This is a genomic window from Gammaproteobacteria bacterium, from assembly GCA_013003425.1.
Classification (GTDB): Bacteria; Pseudomonadota; Gammaproteobacteria; order Steroidobacterales; family JABDKV01; genus JABDJB01.
Genome location: JABDJB010000078.1, coordinates 102,475 through 120,487, shown reverse-complemented (window position 1 = coordinate 120,487; position 18,013 = coordinate 102,475). Strand labels below are relative to the sequence as shown.

Genomic DNA, 18,013 nt, shown 5'->3' with positions numbered 1-18,013 from the left:
AGCGGTGAACGATCTTGCGGGCCTGGTCGAGCAGGCAAAGCAGTCAATAGCGTCCGTAACCGACCTGGCGGAACTCGACCAGGTCCGGGTACGGCTGCTCGGCCGCAAGGGCGAGCTGACCGCGCAGCTGAAACAGCTCGGCAAACTGCCGGCGGCAGAACGCCCGGCGGCAGGTGAGCAGATCAACCAGGCAAAACGGGAGATTGCGACGCTGATTGAAGCGCGTCGCCACGAGCTCGAAGCTGCCGTCCTGGAGAAAAAGCTGGAGACCGACCGCGTAGACGTAACACTGCCGGGTCGTGGCCAGCCGGGTGGCGGTCCGCATCCTGTGATGCGGACCATGCGGCGTATCGAGCGGATATTCAGCGGGATCGGCTTCAATATCCACGAAGGGCCGGAAATCGAGGATGAGTTCCATAACTTCGAGGCGCTGAATATTCCGGCGCACCATCCGGCTCGTGCCTCACATGACACTTTCTATTTCCCCTCCGGCCTGCTGTTACGCACGCATACCTCGCCGGTGCAGATACGAGCGATGCAGGCGGGCGAGTTGCCGCTGAAGCTGATCGCACCGGGGCGTGTTTATCGGTGCGACTCGGACCTGACTCACACGCCGATGTTTCACCAGGTTGAAGGACTGCTGGTCGACGAGAACGTCAGTTTCGCAAACCTGAAGGCGATCCTGCACGGTTTTGCCCAACGGTTTTTTGAACGTGACCTGAAGATGCGGTTACGTCCGTCGTATTTTCCTTTTACCGAGCCATCGGCCGAAGTCGACATTGAATGCGTGATGTGTTCCGGCAGCGGTTGCCGTATTTGCTCCAGGACCGGCTGGCTGGAAATTCTCGGCTGCGGCATGGTGCACCCGAAAGTATTCGAGCATGTCGGCGTGGATGCTGAAAAATACACGGGCTATGCCTTCGGCATGGGCGTCGAACGACTCGCCATGTTGCGTTACCAGGTTAACGACCTGCGCCTGTTTTTCGATAACGACCTGCGTTTCCTGGAGCAGTTCTGATGCGCATCAGCGAAGCCTGGCTGCGCGAATGGGTGGATCCGCCAGTCGATACCACGGAGCTGGCCGCGCAACTGACCATGGCAGGGCTCGAGGTAGCCGCCATTGATCCTGCTGCGCCGGACTTCAGCGGGGTGGTGCTGGGTCGTGTGAAAGCCGTCGCACCACACCCGGATGCCGACAAGCTGCGCGTTTGTGAGGTCGATACAGGCGACGCGACTGTGAATATCGTTTGTGGCGCGGCAAATGTCGCGGCAGGCCAGCTGGTACCGGTGGCTATTGTGGGAGCAAAGCTTCCGGGCGACCTGAAAATTCGTAAGGCGAAGCTGCGCGGCGTGGAGTCGAACGGCATGATCTGTTCGGCGCGGGAATTGGGCCTGGGTGATGACGCCGATGGCATCATGGTGCTGGCCGGCAAGGGCAGGCCCGGGGATCCGTTCCGCGACTACCTGAAGCTCGACGACAACATTATAGAAGTGGAGCTGACACCGAACCGGGGCGATTGCCTCGGCATGGCCGGCATCGCCCGCGAAGTGGGCGTCATCAATCGTCTGGATGTTACCGCTATCAGTACGCCTGCCGTTCCACAGGCGGTGGATGATGTGTTTCCGGTCACGCTTGCCGAGGGCGCCGGTTGCCCGATATTTGCCGGCCGGATCATTCGCGGGATCGATCCGGCGGCGAGCACGCCTGCGTGGCTGCAGGAAAGGCTCCGGCGGGGTGGCATCCGGCCGATTTCGCCGGTGGTGGATGTCACCAACTATGTGATGCTCGAGTCCGGTCAGCCGATGCACGGCTACGACTTGCGCACGCTCGATGGTGGTATCAACGTACGACGCGCACAGCCCGGTGAAAAGCTCACCTTGCTGGACGGGCGCGATGTAAAGCTGGACGAGGACGTGCTGGTCATTGCCGACGCCTCCGGCGTGAAAGGCCTGGCAGGAATCATGGGCGGAGAGGACACCGGGGTGCGCGATGACACCGTCGATGTCTTTTTTGAAGCGGCTTTTTTCGAACCGCTGATTATCGCGGGTCGGGCACGACGATTCGGCCTGCACACCGACGCTTCGCACCGGTTTGAACGCGGCGTCATGCCGGGTGGCCAGCTGGCTGCGGTCGAGCGCGCCACCGAATTGTTGCTGGAAATAGCCGGTGGAAAACCCGGGCCTGCCGAATTAACCGACACGGGTGGCGAGATGGCACGAGACGCTGTCTCATTGCGCCGCTCACAGCTGCACCGCCTGCTGGGTATCGACGTACCTGACAGCGACGTGAGCGAAATACTGCAGCGCCTCGAAATGACCGTCGAAGAATACGCAGAGGGCTGGCATGCGACCCCGCCGGCATTTCGCTTCGACATTGAAATTGAAGCTGACCTGATCGAAGAGGTCGCGCGTATCTACGGTTACGACAGGATCCCCGAGACCGATGCCACAGAGCAGCTGCCGGCCCGACCCGATAGCGAAACGCGGGTACCGGAACGCGAGCTTGAGTCACTGCTGATGGCGCGGGGTTTCCGCGAGGTGGTGACCTACAGTTTTATCGATCCGCGGTTGCAGACCTTGCTGGATCCCGGTGCCGACGCGCTTGCCCTGAGTAATCCGATTTCGTCGGAACAGTCAGTCATGCGCACGTCGCTGTTGCCCGGCCTGCTGGATACGCTGAGGCGAAACCTGAGCCGGCAGCAGGAGCGTGCACGTATATTTGAGATTGGTTTGAGATATATCCCACAAGACACGGAAATTAAACAGGAAAAGTGCCTGGCTGGTCTTGTTTATGGCACGCGCTACCCGGAGCAGTGGGGCGCGGGCGGCGAGGAGGTCGACTACTTTGATGCCAAGGGCGAGGTCGAGGCGCTGCTGCAGCTGACCGGCGAGCCTGGCGCGTTCGCTTTCGAGGCGGCCAGCCATCCGACCCTGCACCCAGGTCAGGCGGCCCGCATCACCCGCGGTGATGCTGTTGTGGGTTGGCTTGGAGCGCTGCATCCGGCACACCAGCACGCGCTGGAGCTGGCCAAACCGCCATTTCTGTTCGAGATTTTGGTGGACGACGCATTCCGTGCGAAGATTCCGGTCAGTGGGGGGATTTCACGGTATCCAGCGGTCCGACGCGACATTTCTCTGTTTCTGGACGAGTCTGTCAGCGCCGCATCCGTGCTGGCGTGTGTGAAAAAGCATGCGCCCGAGGTATTACGTCAAATCAAAATATTCGATGTTTATCGCGATCAAGGAGTAGATTCCGGGCTAAAAAGTGTCGCTTTAGGCTTGATTCTACAGGACTATTGCAGCACTCTAACTGACGGGGAGGCGGACTCGGCTGTAGCAGCAGTGAGTACCGGCCTGGTCAAGGACCTTAACGCAAAAATAAGAGACTGACGATGGCGCTGACTAAAGCAGACATGGCCGAATCGTTGTTCAACGAACTTGGGTTGAACAAGCGCGAGGCCAGAGAACTGGTGAACTGTTTCTTTGAAGATTTGCGCGTCGCCCTGGCGAGCGGCGAGCAGATCAAGCTGTCTGGGTTCGGCAACTTTGATTTGCGCGATAAAAACGAACGACCCGGGAGGAACCCGAAAACCGGCGAGGAGATACCCATTACGGCCCGCCGTGTCGTCACCTTCCGTCCTGGTCAAAAACTTAAAGCGCGAGTAGAGGCATATGCTGGAACCCGGGAACAATAGCGAACTACCACCAATCCCCGGCAAGCGGTATTTCACCATCGGGGAAGTTAGCGAGCTCTGCGGGGTAAAGCCCCACGTGCTGCGCTACTGGGAGCAGGAGTTCCCGCAGCTCAAACCGGTCAAGCGGCGTGGAAACCGGCGCTATTACCAGCGACAGGATGTACTGATCATCCGCCAGATCCGCAGCCTGCTCTACGACGAGGGCTTTACGATCGGTGGCGCACGACAGCGGCTGACGGGGGAAGAGGCCCGCGAAGACCTCAACCAGAGCCAGCAGATCATCCGCCAGGTAAGGTCGGAGCTCGAAGAGATCCTCAAGATTCTCCGTCGATAAACTTTTTCCAGGGGTCGTTTGCTGAATTGTCGCGTGCGGCGAATGGGTGGACGGTTCCCGTCGGGGCGTAGCGCAGCCTGGTAGCGCACCTGCATGGGGCGCAGGAGGTCGGAGGTTCAAATCCTCTCGCCCCGACCAATTGTTTATCCGCCGCTGCAACTCCGTTGCAGCGGCTTTTTTCTGTGTCGGGGCTCGGGATTGCCGGTGCGGCGCAGAGCGCCGCCCGCTCGCGGCGCGCGAGGTCCATTGGGACCTCGCTTCTTCCGCCGCTCGCCCTCTCGCCCCGACCGAATTTGCGCGTATTCTGACGCGCAAATTAAGAAGGTCGCGCGAAGCGACCGCAACGCCTGCGAGGCCAACGGCCAAGCCCCTGCGCGTATTCTGACGCGCAAATTAAGGTCGCGATACAGCAGTGTTTTTGCACCGCGCAAACCGGAGAGGGCGGCTTTTAGTAAACTGCCGCACCCATGACTACTTCAAGCAGCAATCTTTCTGCCGAACGGAGCTGGAGCTCCGGTTTTGGCTTCATTATGGCCACCGTGGGTGGCGCCATTGGCCTGGGTAATATCTGGCGTTTTCCCTATGCGGTGGGGAATAACGGCGGCAGCGCGTTTGTACTTGCCTACCTGGCAGCTCTGCTGCTGATCGCCTTGCCGCTGCTGTTGGCGGAAATGTCCGTCGGCCGGGCTGGTGGCATGAGTGCGCCGAACTCATTGCGCAAACTGGCGCGGGAATCAGGCAGCTCTTCTGCCTGGGTCGGGCTCGGCTGGCTGAACATGCTGACGCTGTTCCTGGTGCTGTCCTTCTACAGTGTCATTGCAGGGTGGACCCTGGCTTACGTTATCAAGTTGGGTAGCGGCATGCTCAGCGGGCTCGAAATCTCGCAGGTCGAGGCTGCATTTACCGGGCATCTCGGCAAACCGGCGCAGCTGCTTGGCTGGCACGTTGTCACTATGGTGCTCACGATGTTTATCGTGTCACGCGGCGTAAGCAGCGGCATCGAACGCGTGACCAGCGTCCTGATGCCGCTCTTTTTCACGGTGCTGGTCGGCCTGGTGATCTATGCACTGCGTGTTGGCGATGTTGCCGCGGCGTTGAAATACCTGTTCGAACCGGATTTCAGTCAGCTGACGCCGCGTGTGATGCTGGAAGCGGTCGGCCAGGCGTTTTTCTCAGTGACCGTCGGCACGGGCGTGATGCTGACCTATGCGGCGTACCTGCCGAAGGAGGTCCCGCTGGCCCGATCGGCCACGATTGCGGCCGGTGCCGACACGCTGGTGGCACTGCTGGCGGGGCTGGCGATCTTTCCTATCGTATTTGCTTACGGGCTGGACCCGGGCGAGGGCGCCGGCCTGATATTTGTCACGCTGTCGGCGGCATTTGCGCAGATGAGTGGCGGGGCCGTACTGGGCACCGTGTTTTTCCTGCTGGTCTTCGTGGCGGCACTGACATCCTGCATAGCGATACTGGAACCAATGGTCGCGCGGGCCGAAGAGATCGGTCACATCAATCGCCCGAAGGCAACTTTGCTGGTCGGCGGGGCAATCACCCTGTTCGGGCTGTCGACAATTTTTTCATTCAACGTCTGGCAGGACTTTCGTCCGGTGGCTGGCCGCAACCTGTTCGAACTGTTTGACTACTTTGTGTCCAATATCTGCCTGCCACTGGGCGGTATGCTCTACGCAATATTCGCCGGCTGGAAACTAACTGCTGAGACCACGCGACAGAGCCTTTCAATGAGTGACGGGTTGCTGTTCCAGACCTGGCGCTTTCTCACCCGTTACGTTGCTCCACTGGTTATCGCTGTCCTGCTTGTTTTTTCACTGACCGGCTGACTGTATGGTTAGCAGGATAATTTCGGGCAAACAGCCCGGAAGCTGCTATGCTTCCCGGATGCGGATCATCACTGGCTTTTGGCTGGCTGTGATGACGCTGGCACCTGCAACAGGGGCCGGCGCGCCCGACTACCTCTCGATAACGGCAAATGGCTGCGGCGGAGTTGTCCGCCTGGTAGCCGATGACGTCCACCTTTCTGCAGTATTTAAGGGTCTCGCCGAAGAATTGGGGTTTGAACTTCACTTCAAGGGGGCAGACAGGCCGATCAGTGCAGATATCGAGCAGTTGCCCGTCGAGCTCATCGAGTCTCTTACCCGCGAGGACAATATTATCGTCAGCACGGTGGCCGACCCCGACTGCGACGGAGGTCGGCGCATCAGCAAGGTGCGGTTTCTGGCCACTGGCGATCCGATTGTCTATCACCCGGTGCGCTCATCCCGCGTCGACTCGCCGGCCCCGACTCCAACCCCGGCAGTAAATAACGGTCAGCCAGAGCTCGATTACGATGAGGGCAAACGTGGCAGACGGCGCTTTATGACGCCGGATGAACGTCGCCTCGACCGAGAGCGTCAGCGTCACAGGGGCGGGTCATGACAAGGTTCATATTGCTGCTTTGCCTGCTTATTCCGCTGCAACTGCTGGCAGAACCGCCACAACGACGTCCGGGACGATTGCCCTGCGACGGAATGGTAAAGCTGTATTACGGCGATGAATTGCTCTGGACCAAGGGGTCCGGCGAAATCCGGCAACTGGAAGGGCTGGTCAAACTCAAGGAACACAAGGGCAAAAGCGGTTTGCAGCTGCGCTCGCTGCTGGCGCTGCAGCCGGATATCGTGGCCGTCGTGCTCGAATCGTGCAAGCCGCGGCAACGCCGCTTCGAGAGAGCCGAACTGGAATCTCAGCGTAGTAGTGGCCTTTATCTGGTTGCAACCAATTATCGTGGATTCAAGTTACGCAATATCGCCGGCGGCCAGAGAGGCCGGGGAATGAAGAATATCGGGCGCATCGTGCTTGTTCCTGCATCACAGGATGAAGGCACGCTGCGCTCTGGCAAGCGTTCGAAATCAGTTCAGCCGGCATCGTGAGCCGGAATACGTGTTGGCAAGAAAGGGAGAAAACAGATGAGCATTCGATGGCTAAGTAGAGCACTGACTGGCGGGCTTGCGCTGCTAATCGCCGGACCGGTGTTGGCCGATCACATCAATTTTACAAATGGCGATGGCGTCCTTTACGAGGTCGATCCCAGCGAAGGAAACATAACCGACTGCGAACCGCCGGGAGTCCAGGATGGATGCAACGACGTCTTTTTCTTGCGCGTCGACGGAATAAATTTCAATGGCGACAGTTCATCAGTCGGATTGAATGGCCGCGAGGCGCTGTCGGGCGTTGATGCCAATCTGACAACGGCGCTGACGGTAACCCGGCGTACCTACGTTCCGGTTGAAGCCAACTGGGTGCGCAGTCTGACAATCCTGGAGAACACCACCGGCGCAGATGTCGCCGTAAACATTCTTCTTGATAACCAGTTTTTTGACAGCACTAACTCGCTAACTTCCGTCGCGAGTTCAAGTGGTGATGACATCGTAGCCCTGGACGACCTGTGGGCAACCTGGCAGACGAACCCGGAGCACGCCCGCCACGGCATGGTGTGGGGCAATGCCGGTGGCACTGCTGTGGACCAGCTCACTTTTGAGGGCGCACCGGCAACGAACCGCGGCGGCGATACGTCGCTGGAACTGGGCTGGTCTGCCGTTACGGTTCCCGCTGGTGAGACGTACATCTTCATGGCGTTTTACACTGCTGAAGTTGACGATGCCGCCGCCCAGGCAACTACAGAAGACCTGTTCAACCTTGTCGATTTTATTGAGCAGTTTGCCGGGATAAGTGATGCTGAGATCCAGCAGATTCAGAACTGGTCATTCCCGGATACGGACAGCGACGGCATGCCGGATTATTTCGAGACCAATTTTGGTCTCGACCTCAATGATCCATCTGATGCGGCAACCGACCTGGACGGTGATGGCCTGACCAACCTGGCCGAGTTCGACAACTCGTCTGACCCGACTGACACCGATACTGACGACGACGGTCTGAGCGATGGCGACGAGGTCAATACCCATGGCACTGATCCGAACAATTCCGACACGGACGGCGATGGCCTCGGTGACGGCGGCGAAATCAACACCGGCGGTGACCCGCTGGATCCTGGCGATGTTTCTGCAACCCTGGCGCAAATCAGCATGGGCGAAGATGCCTGGCTGCCACGTGCTGCGGTGGATTCCCTGGGTAATACCCACGTGGTCTGGATGCAGGATCCGGGGGCTAGCTTCGACGAGGGCGACTTCGAAATCTATTACAGTTTGTTAGGTCCGACGGGTGAGGCACTAATTGGTCCGACCCGGCTTACCGAGAATGTGAGTAGTGATGTCAGACCGCGCATCGTAACTGACGCCTCCAACCGGGCATTTGTTCTGTGGGTACAGGACGGCAATATTTCCAAGCTGGCTCGTTTGGACCCTGAGACGGACGACCAGAATGGTGATGCTGCTGATCCTTTGACGCTGATGGCCGTGGCCGAGACAACAGTGTTGGCCAGCGCGGGCGGTCATTCGGGAATCGCCATTGATGCCGACGGCAACCTGCATTTTGCCGGTCACAACCCCTGTGGCGCTCCGCTGAATTACTCCAAGTTTGATGGCGATGGTAACGAGTTGATCGCCGAGACGACCCTGGTGGCATCCTTCAATGACTGTCACGCTAACCCGGATCTCTCGATCGACAGCGACGGGAACGTGCATATCGTTTACACCCGCGACCCCGTCACCGCACCGATTCGTGGCGGCACCGACGAGGAAGTGCACTACATGATGATCGATGGCGCGACGGGTGCGAAGCTGATCGACGAGACGCTGATTGCGATCAACGACGGGTTCCGATCCAAGCACCCCACGGGTAACTTCGATGCCAGCGGCATCCTGCATGTTGTGTATGGCAGTGCGGTCCCCGAGGGCGGCAGCAACAACGGCAACTGTCAGGATGGTGAAGTTTATCGGTTGGCACTCGATCCGTCGCTCGATGACCAGAGCGGTGACGCAGCCGATCCCGGTGTGATCCGGGTGGTTGGCGAAACAGCAGTCAGCGTCGACGACAGCCGGCACAGCTGGTACACGTGGTCCGGGCTGAATGACGATGGCAACCTGGAAATAACCTGGAACGATGGCGCAACCTGCCGCGACGGTTTTCGTGATCGCGGTCGCTTCGACGAGCTGAAGCGCATGGTCCTGGACACCTCCGGCAATGTCGTCGAGCCTGTGTCGACACTGACTGATGTTGCCACCGGCGGTACCGGTAATCGCTATACCGCCATCGCCGGCGGCCAGGTTTTCTGGTCGGAGTTTATCGACGGCTTTGACACCATAGTAGGGCGCTCGCTGGGTCTGACCAGCGTTATGACCGCGACGGGAACCGGAACGGCAACATTCGAGAACGATATCGGCACTGCCGCTGCGATCGATGTGGCGCTTGTGGCTGATTTGCCCACTGGCGCGCAGGCGACTGCTCCGCGGAACGTCGATTTTGCCGATGGGCTGTTCAGGCTGGTGATCGACAGCGCGCCAGGCGCCACGGTTACAGTCTCTGTCGAGCTGCCCACTGCGCTTGATGCCAGCGCAGTCTACTTCCTGTGGGATGCAGTCAATGGCTGGCAGCTGTTCGACTTCACGGCAGGCACCGATCCGGAGGCAGTCCTTACCCTGGTTGATGGTGGTGCCGGCGATGCCGATGGCATCGTTAATGGCCAGATTGTTCTGCTGGGAGGCCCTGCTGCTGACACCAACACTGCGCCGAGCGTGACCAGCAGCCCGGTTACGGCAGCGACCGAAGACAGTGCTTACAGTTACACGGTCCAGGCAACGGATGCCAATGGCGACACCCTGACGATTTCAGCACCAACGCTGCCATCCTGGCTGACGCTGGTGGACAACGGTGACGGCACCGCAACGCTGAGCGGAACACCCACTGCCGGTGATATCGGAAGCAGTCAGGTTGTCATTATGATCACTGACAACAGTGGCGTTGCAAAGTCGCAGATGCAGAGTTTCAGCATCAACGTGGCCGCGTCGGCAGTGCGGGTGAATATCAGCGGTGACGGCGGCGGCAACGGCGCCACCACACCATGGCTGTTATTGCTCGGTGTCGGGCTGTTCTGGGCCCGTGCGCGCCGGGAGGTGCAATCATGAGGCTGCGTAAAATTCTGTTGGCTTTTTTACCCATGCTCCTGGCGTCAGGGCATGTCAGCGCCGACGTCGAGTTCTATACCGGGCTCGCCATTGGCCAATCCGACTCTGAGGCAAGGGGTTCCGATGTTGCGGCCAGGCTCAGTAGCTACGATGTCGATAGTGTCAGCGTCGATGGTGATGACACCGGCTGGCGCTTTTACGTCGGCCTGACGTTCACGGACATTCTTGCTATCGAGTTTGGCTATGCGGACCTGGGCGACGTGTCGACTAATGTCGCCGCGGATATATCGCCATCAGAAACGGCGCAGTTTGCCACTGATGTGGCCAATGCATTGCCAGTGATGCCCGCCGGGCTGACACTGGCCGGCGTTGCACGCTTTGGTTTTGCCGATATGGGCGCAACTGGGCCATTAGCGCAGAAGCTCAGTGTGGCGCTGAGGCTGGGAATGATCGATGCAGATTCCGATCGCGATGCGACCGGTGCCTCCGGCCGCGATGAGTCGGATGCCTCACCGTACTACGGCGTTTCGTTGGGCATGGATTTCAACGACAACTGGCGTGGCTCGGTGGGTTACGAGGTGTTCAACATGGACGACCGGGCTGGTTTCTGGTCGGCCGGGGTAGAATACCGGATCCCGAAAAACCAGTGATGCAGTAAAGACAATCCCTCCCTCGCTTGCGGGGGAGGGATTTTTTATTGGGTGTTTTCTCTGCCGGGCACAATCGATGTATGATCCGCCGATGTTGATTATCAGGTTCAAGCCCGGTTTTTCGGCCGCGCCATCGCGGGGTGCCCGGAAGAGCGGTGGCCATTGTTGTCTCAGCACGGCAGACCACTCATGGCGGCAGCAGAGAGGTGGCTCGTAATGCGCCTGCTGGTTGTGCTGCTGTTGATGGCTGTGTCGCACGGCGTGCTGGCGGAGTCGAAGGAAGACGCGGATAACCGGCTGGCATGCGATGGCACCGTGGCTCTGTTCTACGGCGAAGAGCTGATATGGCACAAGACCAGCAGTGAGATTCGCGAAATGGACGGGCTCGTGCAACTGCCCGGGATCAGGGGATTTGGTGCGCTGCCGCTGCGATCGCTGCTGCATCTGCGGCCCGATATCGTAGCGATAGAGTTTGAATCATGCCGGCCTCGGCACAAGCGCTTTGAACGCGCCGAACTCGAATCCGGAAAAAACGAGCTATATTTTATCGCGACGAACTATCGTGGTTTCAAGCTGGGTAGCGCATCCGGTCAGGTAGAGCGTGGCAAGGGTATGAAGAACATCGGGCGAATTGTGCTGGTTCCTGCATCGCAGGATGACGGCTCAGCACGACCGTCCCGATCCCGGCGGACCGACAAGCGCGACAAGGCTGGTCGAAAAGACAAGTGATTCCCTTCCATATTGGCGGTTCAGCCGGTGCGTGGTTTTTGCCGCGATACCTGCGACACTGATTGTTTCGAACAACTGCGTTCGCCAGCACCCATGAATCGGAACGTGTGGCTGATGTGACCAGGAACCTCACGGTTGTCTACGAGACCGGCTCATACCCGGTTTGCCACGAGCATGCCCTGGTACTGCATGCACTGAACCTGCCTTACGAAATTATTCAGCTGGATGGCTTTTACGCGCTTGCTGTGGATTCATCGCTTGCCGATGAAGCACGCCGGCAGCTGGCACTGTACGAAAAGGAAAACCGTGGCTGGCCGCCGGTACTGAAACAGCTTCCACGAGTGTCTGGCGGTGTTGTTGGCGCGATGTGCTACATGACGCTCCTGCTGGTGCTGCACTGGATGTCTAATGCGCCGGCGTTTGGCTTCGACTGGTATGTCGAGGGACGGGTGGACGGCCGGCTGATGCGTGCCGGCGAGTGGTTTCGGGCAGTCACCGCATTGATGCTGCACGCCGATGCTGCACACCTGGCCGGTAATGCGGTGATCGGCGCCATCTTTGGCATGTTCCTGGGTCAGCTGATCGGGCAGGGCTTTGGCTGGGGCCTGATCCTTGCTGGTGGTGCGCTGGGTAACATCGTCAATGTCCTTCTGCAGCACCCGATACATCGCGCCGTCGGTGCCTCGACCGCGGTGTTTGCCGCACTGGGAGTGCTGACGGCTTATACCTGGATGCATCGCCGCGATTCGCGGTTCCATGCGGCCTATCGAATTGCACCGCTCATCAGCGGGGCGGTGCTGCTGGCGTACCTGGGCACCGGCGATGAGCGCACCGACATCGTGGCGCACCTGACCGGGTTTGCCGCCGGCATGGGTGGCGGCATTATCGCCGCGCAGCTGCCGCAGGACTGGCTGCATGACGATCGCCGCCAGCTCATTGCGGGCCTGGTAACGCCGGGCGTGTGCCTGCTTGCCTGGATGCTGGCCTTTGCCTGATCAGGCGCGGATCACGCTGCCGACCTGTTCACCATTCAGCGCCGCGGTTACCTGACCGGGTTTCAGCCCGTTGATGATCCGGATTTCCTTAACCTTCTCGGCGCGTGTCATGTATTCCAGCACCACCCGTTCGACGATCAGGTCATCCTGGCCGCTGGCCAGCAGTTCGGCCGCATTGGCTTCGGGTATCAGTTTTGCGTCCGGGTTCTTTTTGGGATCGTCCGTATAAAGACCATCTTCATCCTTGATAAACAGCACACCCTTTGCGCCAAGGAATTCCGCCATCAGGTAGACGCCGGCGTCGGTGCGGTTGGTGGGCAGCAGCCCGACTGATGCAGATTTTTCCCAGAACTCGTTTGGTGGCATACCCGACATGATCGGGATACAGCCGGCATTGAGGAAAAATGGCAGTTTTTCGAAGTCATCCGGGTACATCATGATGCCACCGTCTTTTGCCATCAGCATCTGCAGCATACGGGCGTTTTGCACCGGCACCGAGCTGCCGAGTCGGGCCAGCATCCCGGTGGGCATTTCCAGGTCCAGCCCCAGTGCGTAGACGTGCCGTGCACGCGTGCCGCCACCGGCGCCAATGACAAACTTGGTGCCGTTTTTCTGTGCGGTGCGCAGTTCTTCCAGAATCGGATGAACGGCCTCACCGCCGCGGTCCATGATGCTCTGGCCGCCGATTTTCAGCACCCATACATCAGGTAGTACGTCGACGCTGTGCCTGTCACCGAGCCGCTCGCGGATATCGGTTGCCGCCAGTGTTTCACCGGCCAGCACGTTCTGCATGCCGTCAATCCAGATCTTGCCTTCACGCTTGTTCATGAGCGGTCACCGTCACGGCTTGAATAAATTATGGTCCCGACGGGTTCGCCATCGAGCGCCCGGCCAATGTTTCCTGGCACGAGGCCATTGATTACCTGAACAGAGGTCAGCGAACGGGCGTTTTCCAGTGTCCGCAGCAGCTCGCGTTCTACCGGCATGTCAGGCAGCTTGCGTTCCAGCAGTTCGGCAGCGCCGATTTTTTCAATCAGCGTCGCGCTGTCGTCTTTATGCGGATCGTTGGTGAATACACCGTCTACGTCCTTGACGTAAACCATTCGCTCGGCACCAATTACTTCGGCCTGCAGGAACAGGCCTACGTCGGGGCCGTTGTCCGGGAGCCGGCCGGGTTCTTTCGACGGTGGCTCCCAGAAATGATAGGGCGGCTGCCCGATACAGATCGGGATCATGCCGTTGGCCAGGAACAACTGCAGGTCCTGGAAGTGATCCTTGATAAACGTAATGCCGCCGTGCGGTGCCAGCAAAAACTGCAGGATGTCGCGGTTGTTTTCTTCGACGCCGCCGACGATGCGTGCCAGCCCGCCAAGCGGCAGGCCAAGGTCCAGTCCGATCGCGTAGGTGTGCCGCGCGCGGGCGCCGCCACCGACACCCATGACAATCTTGTGCCGTTCCTTCAGGCCGGCAATTTCGTCAACCAGCGGCAAAATTGCCTCGCGCCCGCGATCCATGATGCTGCGCCCGCCTATGGCGACCATGCAGACATCAGGCACCATGCGCCGCACTTTTTTTGCATCGGTTTCTGCGATCAGCTTGCTGCTGACCAGGCTCTCGCGCATCAATCCGCTGCGCACGTGGGTGCGGCCATCGCCGCTCAATAAATCACTCACTCGGTACTCTCCCCGGAATGACGGTTTTCAATATGTTTGTCGCCCGGGGCTGCATCCGGTAGTCCGCGGTCGACAACCAGCGGGCTGACCAGGCAGCTCAGGGCACCAAAGCCGATCTGCGAAAACAGCATCGGCAGGTAAATCACGAATGCCGTCCATGGCGCGCCGGCAAGCACGATGACCAGGAAGTTCGCTGCAAAGCGACCCAGCCCCAGCACGGCGCCGATGGCGGCGTACTGTACCAGTTGTCCCGGCCGGCTGCGCGCCCGGGCCAGTGGCATCAACAGGTCGGCCAGCAGCCCCGGCACCACGAAATGGCTGATCTCCAGCACGCCGAACTTGCCGTAGCCGAGCAGGAAGGACACGATGCCGGTCGTCAGGCCAGCCGCGGTCGCGCCAAGCGGCATGTGGGTGGCCCGTGCCGCGAACAGCAGCAGCGGCACGATGAGCAAATTCTTGTGCCCGGGTGCAACCGGCAGACCGGGCATGACCTGCAGCACCTTCAATCCCATCACGACGAGGCCAACGGTAAGCACCACCGTAATATCGTGGATACGTCGTTCCGGGAGTTCCGGGTACGACGCCCCTATACGCTGCCGGGCTGCGGCAAACTTCTGGTCCAGCAGCCGGGTAAAAGAGGACAGGTCCCCGGACCGGATACTGGCGAAAGACAATGACGCGGTCTTTTTTCGCCGCTTGCCGCCACCACTGCCATCGCCGCGGCCACCACCGCTACTGACCATGTCCAGCGTGGCATCAACACCGACAGCAACCGTTTGTGGAATGCCTATATGGCGCATTGCCACGACAAAAGCCCCTTTGGGCGAGGTCTCACGTACCCAGGCACTGGTGATCACCATGATCAGCACGCGGATAGACATGAGTGCGGCCAGCTGCAGACCGGCCAGGTTGATTGCCGGCTGCCACGGACCAATTGTGAAGCGGTACCAGTCGGGCTCCGCGGTGCTGATGAACGCGTAGGAAACGAAAATAACCAGAATGAACCAGCGCAGCCGGCGCACCGCACGCCACAGTCCCGACACCGACAATCCGGACATCAACCACAGCAGCACGTGCGCGCCCAGCAGCAGCGCAAGCACCAGCGGGTCACGGGGGATGAACAATGCGACCGCGAGCGCGATGAGATATATTATTTTCAGCGTCACCATCGGCGCGTCGCCCGTATACGGTAAATGCGAATACTAACAAATGCGGTTTTCTGGGCCGTGCTGCTGGGCTGGGCCCAGCTCTCGTACGCAGAACTCGCATCCGTGGCCGTTGCCAGTAATTTCAGCGAAACCGCTAACCTGCTGGCAAAGGAATTCAACCAGAAGACGGGCCACAGTATCCGGGTCAGCGCAGGTTCCTCCGGCAAGCTGTATGCGCAGATCATCAATGGTGCACCATTTGATGTGTTTCTGTCCGCCGACGCAGAGCGGCCCGAGCGCATCGAGCATGAGGGGCTGGCCGTGCCGGGAACCCGCATCAGTTATGCCGAGGGCACGCTGGTGCTGTGGTCAAGGAACAGCAGGTATGCCGGGAAGGACTGCCTGGCGGTGCTGAAGGACCTCGATTTTCGCCACCTGGCTATCGCCAATCCGCTTACCGCTCCCTACGGGGCGGCGGCAAGGCAGTGGCTGCGGAGCCTCGGCCTGTGGGAAAAGCTGCGGAAGAAGATCGTTACCGGCGAAAACATCGGCCAGGCATTTCATTTCACAGCGACCCGCAACGCCGATCTCGGTCTGATAGCGGCCGCGCAGCTTGTCGACGAACGGATCCCTGAGGGAACCTGCAGCTACGCGGTGCCGCCTGCCGGACATGCGCCGATTCTGCAGCAGGGTCTTTTGTTACAACGGGCTGAGACTAATAAGGCAGCGCGGGCGTTTCTCGCCAGCCTGCGTACCGATGCTGCGCTGGAGATCATCCGACAGCGCGGTTACCAGCTGCCCAGGTGAGCGAGCGGGTAGGCAGTAATGACTGACGGCGTCGGGCTCGATGGCTGGCTGCCGCATTTCCCCGGTGCCGGCCCGTTATGGCTGACGGCGCAGCTGGCCGGTATCACGACAGTCATTCTGATCGTGCTGGGTACGCCTCTGGCCTGGTGGCTGGCGCGCACCCGCGGTGCGTGGCGCGCACCGGTTGAAGCCGTCGTGGCCATGCCGATCGTGCTCCCGCCCACAGTGATGGGTTTCTACCTGCTGATACTGCTGGGGCCGGCGGGCCCGGTGGGTCGCTTCTGGGTCTCGCTCACCGGCGAGGCGCTGAGTTTTTCGTTTACCGGACTGGTGATCGCATCATGTGTGTACAGCCTGCCGTTCGTGGTGCAGCCGCTGCAGAATGCGTTCCAGTCGGTGGGCGAGGGTACGCTGGAGGCCGCCGCAACGCTCGGTGCCCGGCCGCTGGATGTGTTTTTCTCCGTGGCGGTACCGCAATCCGTGCGTGGGTACCTGACGGCCGCAGTGATGGGTTTCGCACACACCCTGGGCGAGTTTGGTGTGGTGCTGATGGTCGGCGGCAACATTCCGGGTGAAACGCGGGTGATATCGATTGCCATTTACGATCATGTCGAGAGCCTCAACTACGAAAGCGCCCACGTGCTGTCAGGGATCCTGCTGTCATTCGCTTTCGTGGCGCTGCTGTCGCTTTACCTGATCAACCGGCCGCGCCGTCATGCCTGAGCGTCTCGGCCGTTGCGATATCGAACTGAAGCGGCCGGGCTTCCGGCTGCAGGCCGGATTTGACCTGCCGGCACGGGGCATCACCGGCCTGTTCGGGGCCTCCGGCAGTGGCAAGACCACGGTGCTGCGTTGTCTGGCGGGCCTTGAGCGACACGCAGGCGGCCGCATCGAAGTTGGCAGTGCTACCTGGCAGGACAGCAGCGCGAAGATTTTCGTTCCGCCACATCACCGGGAAGTAGGTTACGTGTTCCAGCATGCACGGCTGTTTCCGCATCTGGATGTGGCAGGCAATATCGACTACGGGTTGAAGCGGGCGTCACAGCGACCTGAACCGGGCCGTGAACAGGTCTGTGAACTGCTCGGCATCAACCGGCTGGTCGGGCGGCCGACTGCCCAGCTGTCGGGTGGCGAGCGCCAGCGGGTGGCAATCGCGCGGGCGCTGTTGCGAGCACCGCGGCTGCTGCTGATGGATGAGCCGCTGGCGGCGCTGGATAGCGACAGTCGACGCCAGATCCTGCCATTCCTTGATCGGCTGCATTCGGAGCTGGCCATTCCGATCCTGTATGTCAGTCACAGCGTGGACGAGATCACCCACCTCTGTGACCATCTGATCGTGATGCGTGACGGCGTCATCACTGCGGCAGGCAGCGTCGCGGCACTGCTGAGCGACCCGGCCATTTTCGGCAGCGATGAGACGGGCGTATTTATCGACGCAATGGTGGAAAGCCACGATCCATCAAGCCAGGTAACAACGTTAACCTTTGAGGGCGGTACGCTACGCGTGCCCGGCGACCTGGTTGCCGCAAACGGCCGGGTCCGGGTTCGTGTGCTGGCCCGTGATGTCAGCCTGTCATTGCAGCAGCCCGGGAGCAGTTCGATTCTCAACCAGCTCCGGGCAACTGTGAACTGTGTCACAGACACTGGCGGGCCGTACGTACAGATTGAACTTATTGTCGGGGGAAAAGCTCGCCTGTTGGCGAATATCTCCCGTATGTCACTTCATGAACTCGCGCTGGCCGAGGGCAGACAGGTTACGGCTCAGATAAAAGGCGTCGCCGTGAAACCTTTCGGGCAGGTTCGTGAAACGTTGTGATATCTGTATAACTTAATTATGGTTACGTCCGTCCGAGACAGGTCAGCGGCAATGACGCGCGCGTCCAGGCGCGCTGACCAGGCAACCAGGAG

At 60.0% G+C, this 18,013-nt stretch carries 17 protein-coding genes and 1 tRNA gene; 15 read left to right on the top strand and 3 right to left on the bottom strand.

What is annotated here, in order from left to right; translation table 11 throughout:
* The first annotated feature begins 4 nt into the window (after window positions 1-4).
* The 12 genes from pheS (at window position 5) to HKN06_11235 (ending at window position 12,477) form a co-directional block, all read left to right on the top strand.
* A complete protein-coding gene (gene pheS, locus HKN06_11290) occupies window positions 5-1,018 on the top strand; it encodes a phenylalanine--tRNA ligase subunit alpha (GenBank protein NNF61896.1) in 1,014 nt (337 codons plus the stop codon).
* The gene (gene pheT / locus HKN06_11285; protein ID NNF61895.1) at window positions 1,018-3,390 is read left to right on the top strand and encodes a phenylalanine--tRNA ligase subunit beta; all 2,373 of its coding nucleotides are present in this window, start codon (window positions 1,018-1,020) and stop codon (window positions 3,388-3,390) included. Before pheS ends, pheT begins: the two co-directional genes overlap by 1 nt.
* Before the next feature lie 2 nt (window positions 3,391-3,392).
* A complete protein-coding gene (gene ihfA / locus HKN06_11280) occupies window positions 3,393-3,695 on the top strand; it encodes an integration host factor subunit alpha (protein ID NNF61894.1) in 303 nt (100 codons plus the stop codon).
* Window positions 3,673-4,029 carry a MerR family transcriptional regulator gene (locus HKN06_11275; GenBank protein NNF61893.1) on the top strand — a complete coding sequence of 119 codons (357 nt, stop codon included), beginning with the start codon at window positions 3,673-3,675 and terminating at the stop codon, window positions 4,027-4,029. Before ihfA ends, HKN06_11275 begins: the two co-directional genes overlap by 23 nt.
* A gap of 61 nt (window positions 4,030-4,090) precedes the next feature.
* Window positions 4,091-4,167: transfer RNA gene (locus tag HKN06_11270), tRNA-Pro, on the top strand.
* 329 nt (window positions 4,168-4,496) lie between these two features.
* Window positions 4,497-5,864, top strand: coding sequence for a sodium-dependent transporter (locus tag HKN06_11265; GenBank protein ID NNF61892.1), 1,368 nt, complete (start codon window positions 4,497-4,499; stop codon window positions 5,862-5,864).
* 91 nt (window positions 5,865-5,955) lie between these two features.
* Window positions 5,956-6,459, top strand: a complete 504-nt coding sequence (locus tag HKN06_11260) for a hypothetical protein (GenBank protein ID NNF61891.1) — start codon at window positions 5,956-5,958, stop codon at window positions 6,457-6,459.
* A complete protein-coding gene (locus HKN06_11255) occupies window positions 6,456-6,950 on the top strand; it encodes a hypothetical protein (GenBank protein NNF61890.1) in 495 nt (164 codons plus the stop codon). Before HKN06_11260 ends, HKN06_11255 begins: the two co-directional genes overlap by 4 nt.
* Window positions 6,951-6,986: 36 nt before the next feature.
* Window positions 6,987-10,103 carry a hypothetical protein gene (locus HKN06_11250; GenBank protein ID NNF61889.1) on the top strand — a complete coding sequence of 1,039 codons (3,117 nt, stop codon included), beginning with the start codon at window positions 6,987-6,989 and terminating at the stop codon, window positions 10,101-10,103.
* Complete coding sequence (locus HKN06_11245; protein NNF61888.1) at window positions 10,100-10,753, top strand: outer membrane beta-barrel protein; 654 nt, start codon at window positions 10,100-10,102, stop codon at window positions 10,751-10,753. The genes HKN06_11250 and HKN06_11245 overlap by 4 nt, the downstream gene beginning before the upstream one ends.
* Before the next feature lie 216 nt (window positions 10,754-10,969).
* Window positions 10,970-11,482, top strand: a complete 513-nt coding sequence (locus HKN06_11240; protein ID NNF61887.1) for a hypothetical protein — start codon at window positions 10,970-10,972, stop codon at window positions 11,480-11,482.
* Between the two features lie 62 nt (window positions 11,483-11,544).
* Complete coding sequence (locus HKN06_11235; protein ID NNF61886.1) at window positions 11,545-12,477, top strand: rhomboid family intramembrane serine protease; 933 nt, start codon at window positions 11,545-11,547, stop codon at window positions 12,475-12,477.
* On the opposite strand, the gene HKN06_11230 is transcribed toward HKN06_11235, so the two are convergent.
* Genes HKN06_11230 through HKN06_11220 form a run of 3 tightly spaced genes read right to left on the bottom strand, consistent with a single transcriptional unit; the run spans window position 12,478 to window position 15,319 of the window.
* Window positions 12,478-13,305: a uridine kinase gene (locus tag HKN06_11230; protein NNF61885.1), complete on the bottom strand. Its 828-nt coding sequence runs from the start codon at window positions 13,303-13,305 to the stop codon at window positions 12,478-12,480. It abuts the gene before it with no gap.
* Entirely contained in the window at window positions 13,302-14,150 is an 849-nt protein-coding gene (locus tag HKN06_11225) for a uridine kinase (GenBank protein ID NNF61884.1), read from the bottom strand. The genes HKN06_11230 and HKN06_11225 overlap by 4 nt, the downstream gene beginning before the upstream one ends.
* On the bottom strand, window positions 14,147-15,319 hold the full coding sequence (locus HKN06_11220; GenBank protein ID NNF61883.1) for a hypothetical protein: 1,173 nt from the start codon (window positions 15,317-15,319) through the stop codon (window positions 14,147-14,149). Before HKN06_11220 ends, HKN06_11225 begins: the two co-directional genes overlap by 4 nt.
* Window positions 15,320-15,343: 24 nt before the next feature.
* Between HKN06_11220 and modA the strand changes: the two genes are divergently transcribed.
* The 3 genes from modA to modC are packed head-to-tail and all read left to right on the top strand — an operon-like array spanning window position 15,344 to window position 17,921.
* Window positions 15,344-16,105 (top strand): molybdate ABC transporter substrate-binding protein, encoded by a 762-nt coding sequence (modA, locus tag HKN06_11215; protein NNF61882.1) that lies wholly within the window; start codon window positions 15,344-15,346, stop codon window positions 16,103-16,105.
* An 18-nt stretch (window positions 16,106-16,123) separates the two neighbouring features.
* A complete protein-coding gene (gene modB, locus HKN06_11210; GenBank protein ID NNF61881.1) occupies window positions 16,124-16,828 on the top strand; it encodes a molybdate ABC transporter permease subunit in 705 nt (234 codons plus the stop codon).
* Window positions 16,821-17,921 (top strand): molybdenum ABC transporter ATP-binding protein, encoded by a 1,101-nt coding sequence (gene modC / locus HKN06_11205; GenBank protein NNF61880.1) that lies wholly within the window; start codon window positions 16,821-16,823, stop codon window positions 17,919-17,921. The genes modB and modC overlap by 8 nt, the downstream gene beginning before the upstream one ends.
* Window positions 17,922-18,013: the final 92 nt, after the last annotated feature.

Excerpts from the sequence above, each read along its gene's own strand:
- HKN06_11265 (NNF61892.1), top strand. The coding sequence starts at position 4,497 with ATGACTACTTCAAGCAGCAATCTTTCTGCCGAACGGAGCTGGAGCTCC.
- HKN06_11260 (NNF61891.1), top strand. The coding sequence starts at position 5,956 with ATGACGCTGGCACCTGCAACAGGGGCCGGCGCGCCCGACTACCTCTCG.
- pheT (NNF61895.1), top strand. The coding sequence starts at position 1,018 with ATGCGCATCAGCGAAGCCTGGCTGCGCGAATGGGTGGATCCGCCAGTC.
- HKN06_11250 (NNF61889.1), top strand. The coding sequence starts at position 6,987 with ATGAGCATTCGATGGCTAAGTAGAGCACTGACTGGCGGGCTTGCGCTG.
- HKN06_11240 (NNF61887.1), top strand. The coding sequence starts at position 10,970 with ATGCGCCTGCTGGTTGTGCTGCTGTTGATGGCTGTGTCGCACGGCGTG.
- modA (NNF61882.1), top strand. The coding sequence starts at position 15,344 with ATGCGAATACTAACAAATGCGGTTTTCTGGGCCGTGCTGCTGGGCTGG.
- modB (NNF61881.1), top strand. The coding sequence starts at position 16,124 with ATGACTGACGGCGTCGGGCTCGATGGCTGGCTGCCGCATTTCCCCGGT.
- ihfA (NNF61894.1), top strand. The coding sequence starts at position 3,393 with ATGGCGCTGACTAAAGCAGACATGGCCGAATCGTTGTTCAACGAACTT.
- HKN06_11275 (NNF61893.1), top strand. The coding sequence starts at position 3,673 with ATGCTGGAACCCGGGAACAATAGCGAACTACCACCAATCCCCGGCAAG.
- HKN06_11245 (NNF61888.1), top strand. The coding sequence starts at position 10,100 with ATGAGGCTGCGTAAAATTCTGTTGGCTTTTTTACCCATGCTCCTGGCG.
- HKN06_11230 (NNF61885.1), bottom strand. The coding sequence starts at position 13,305 with ATGAACAAGCGTGAAGGCAAGATCTGGATTGACGGCATGCAGAACGTG.
- modC (NNF61880.1), top strand. The coding sequence starts at position 16,821 with ATGCCTGAGCGTCTCGGCCGTTGCGATATCGAACTGAAGCGGCCGGGC.
- HKN06_11220 (NNF61883.1), bottom strand. The coding sequence starts at position 15,319 with ATGGTGACGCTGAAAATAATATATCTCATCGCGCTCGCGGTCGCATTG.
- HKN06_11255 (NNF61890.1), top strand. The coding sequence starts at position 6,456 with ATGACAAGGTTCATATTGCTGCTTTGCCTGCTTATTCCGCTGCAACTG.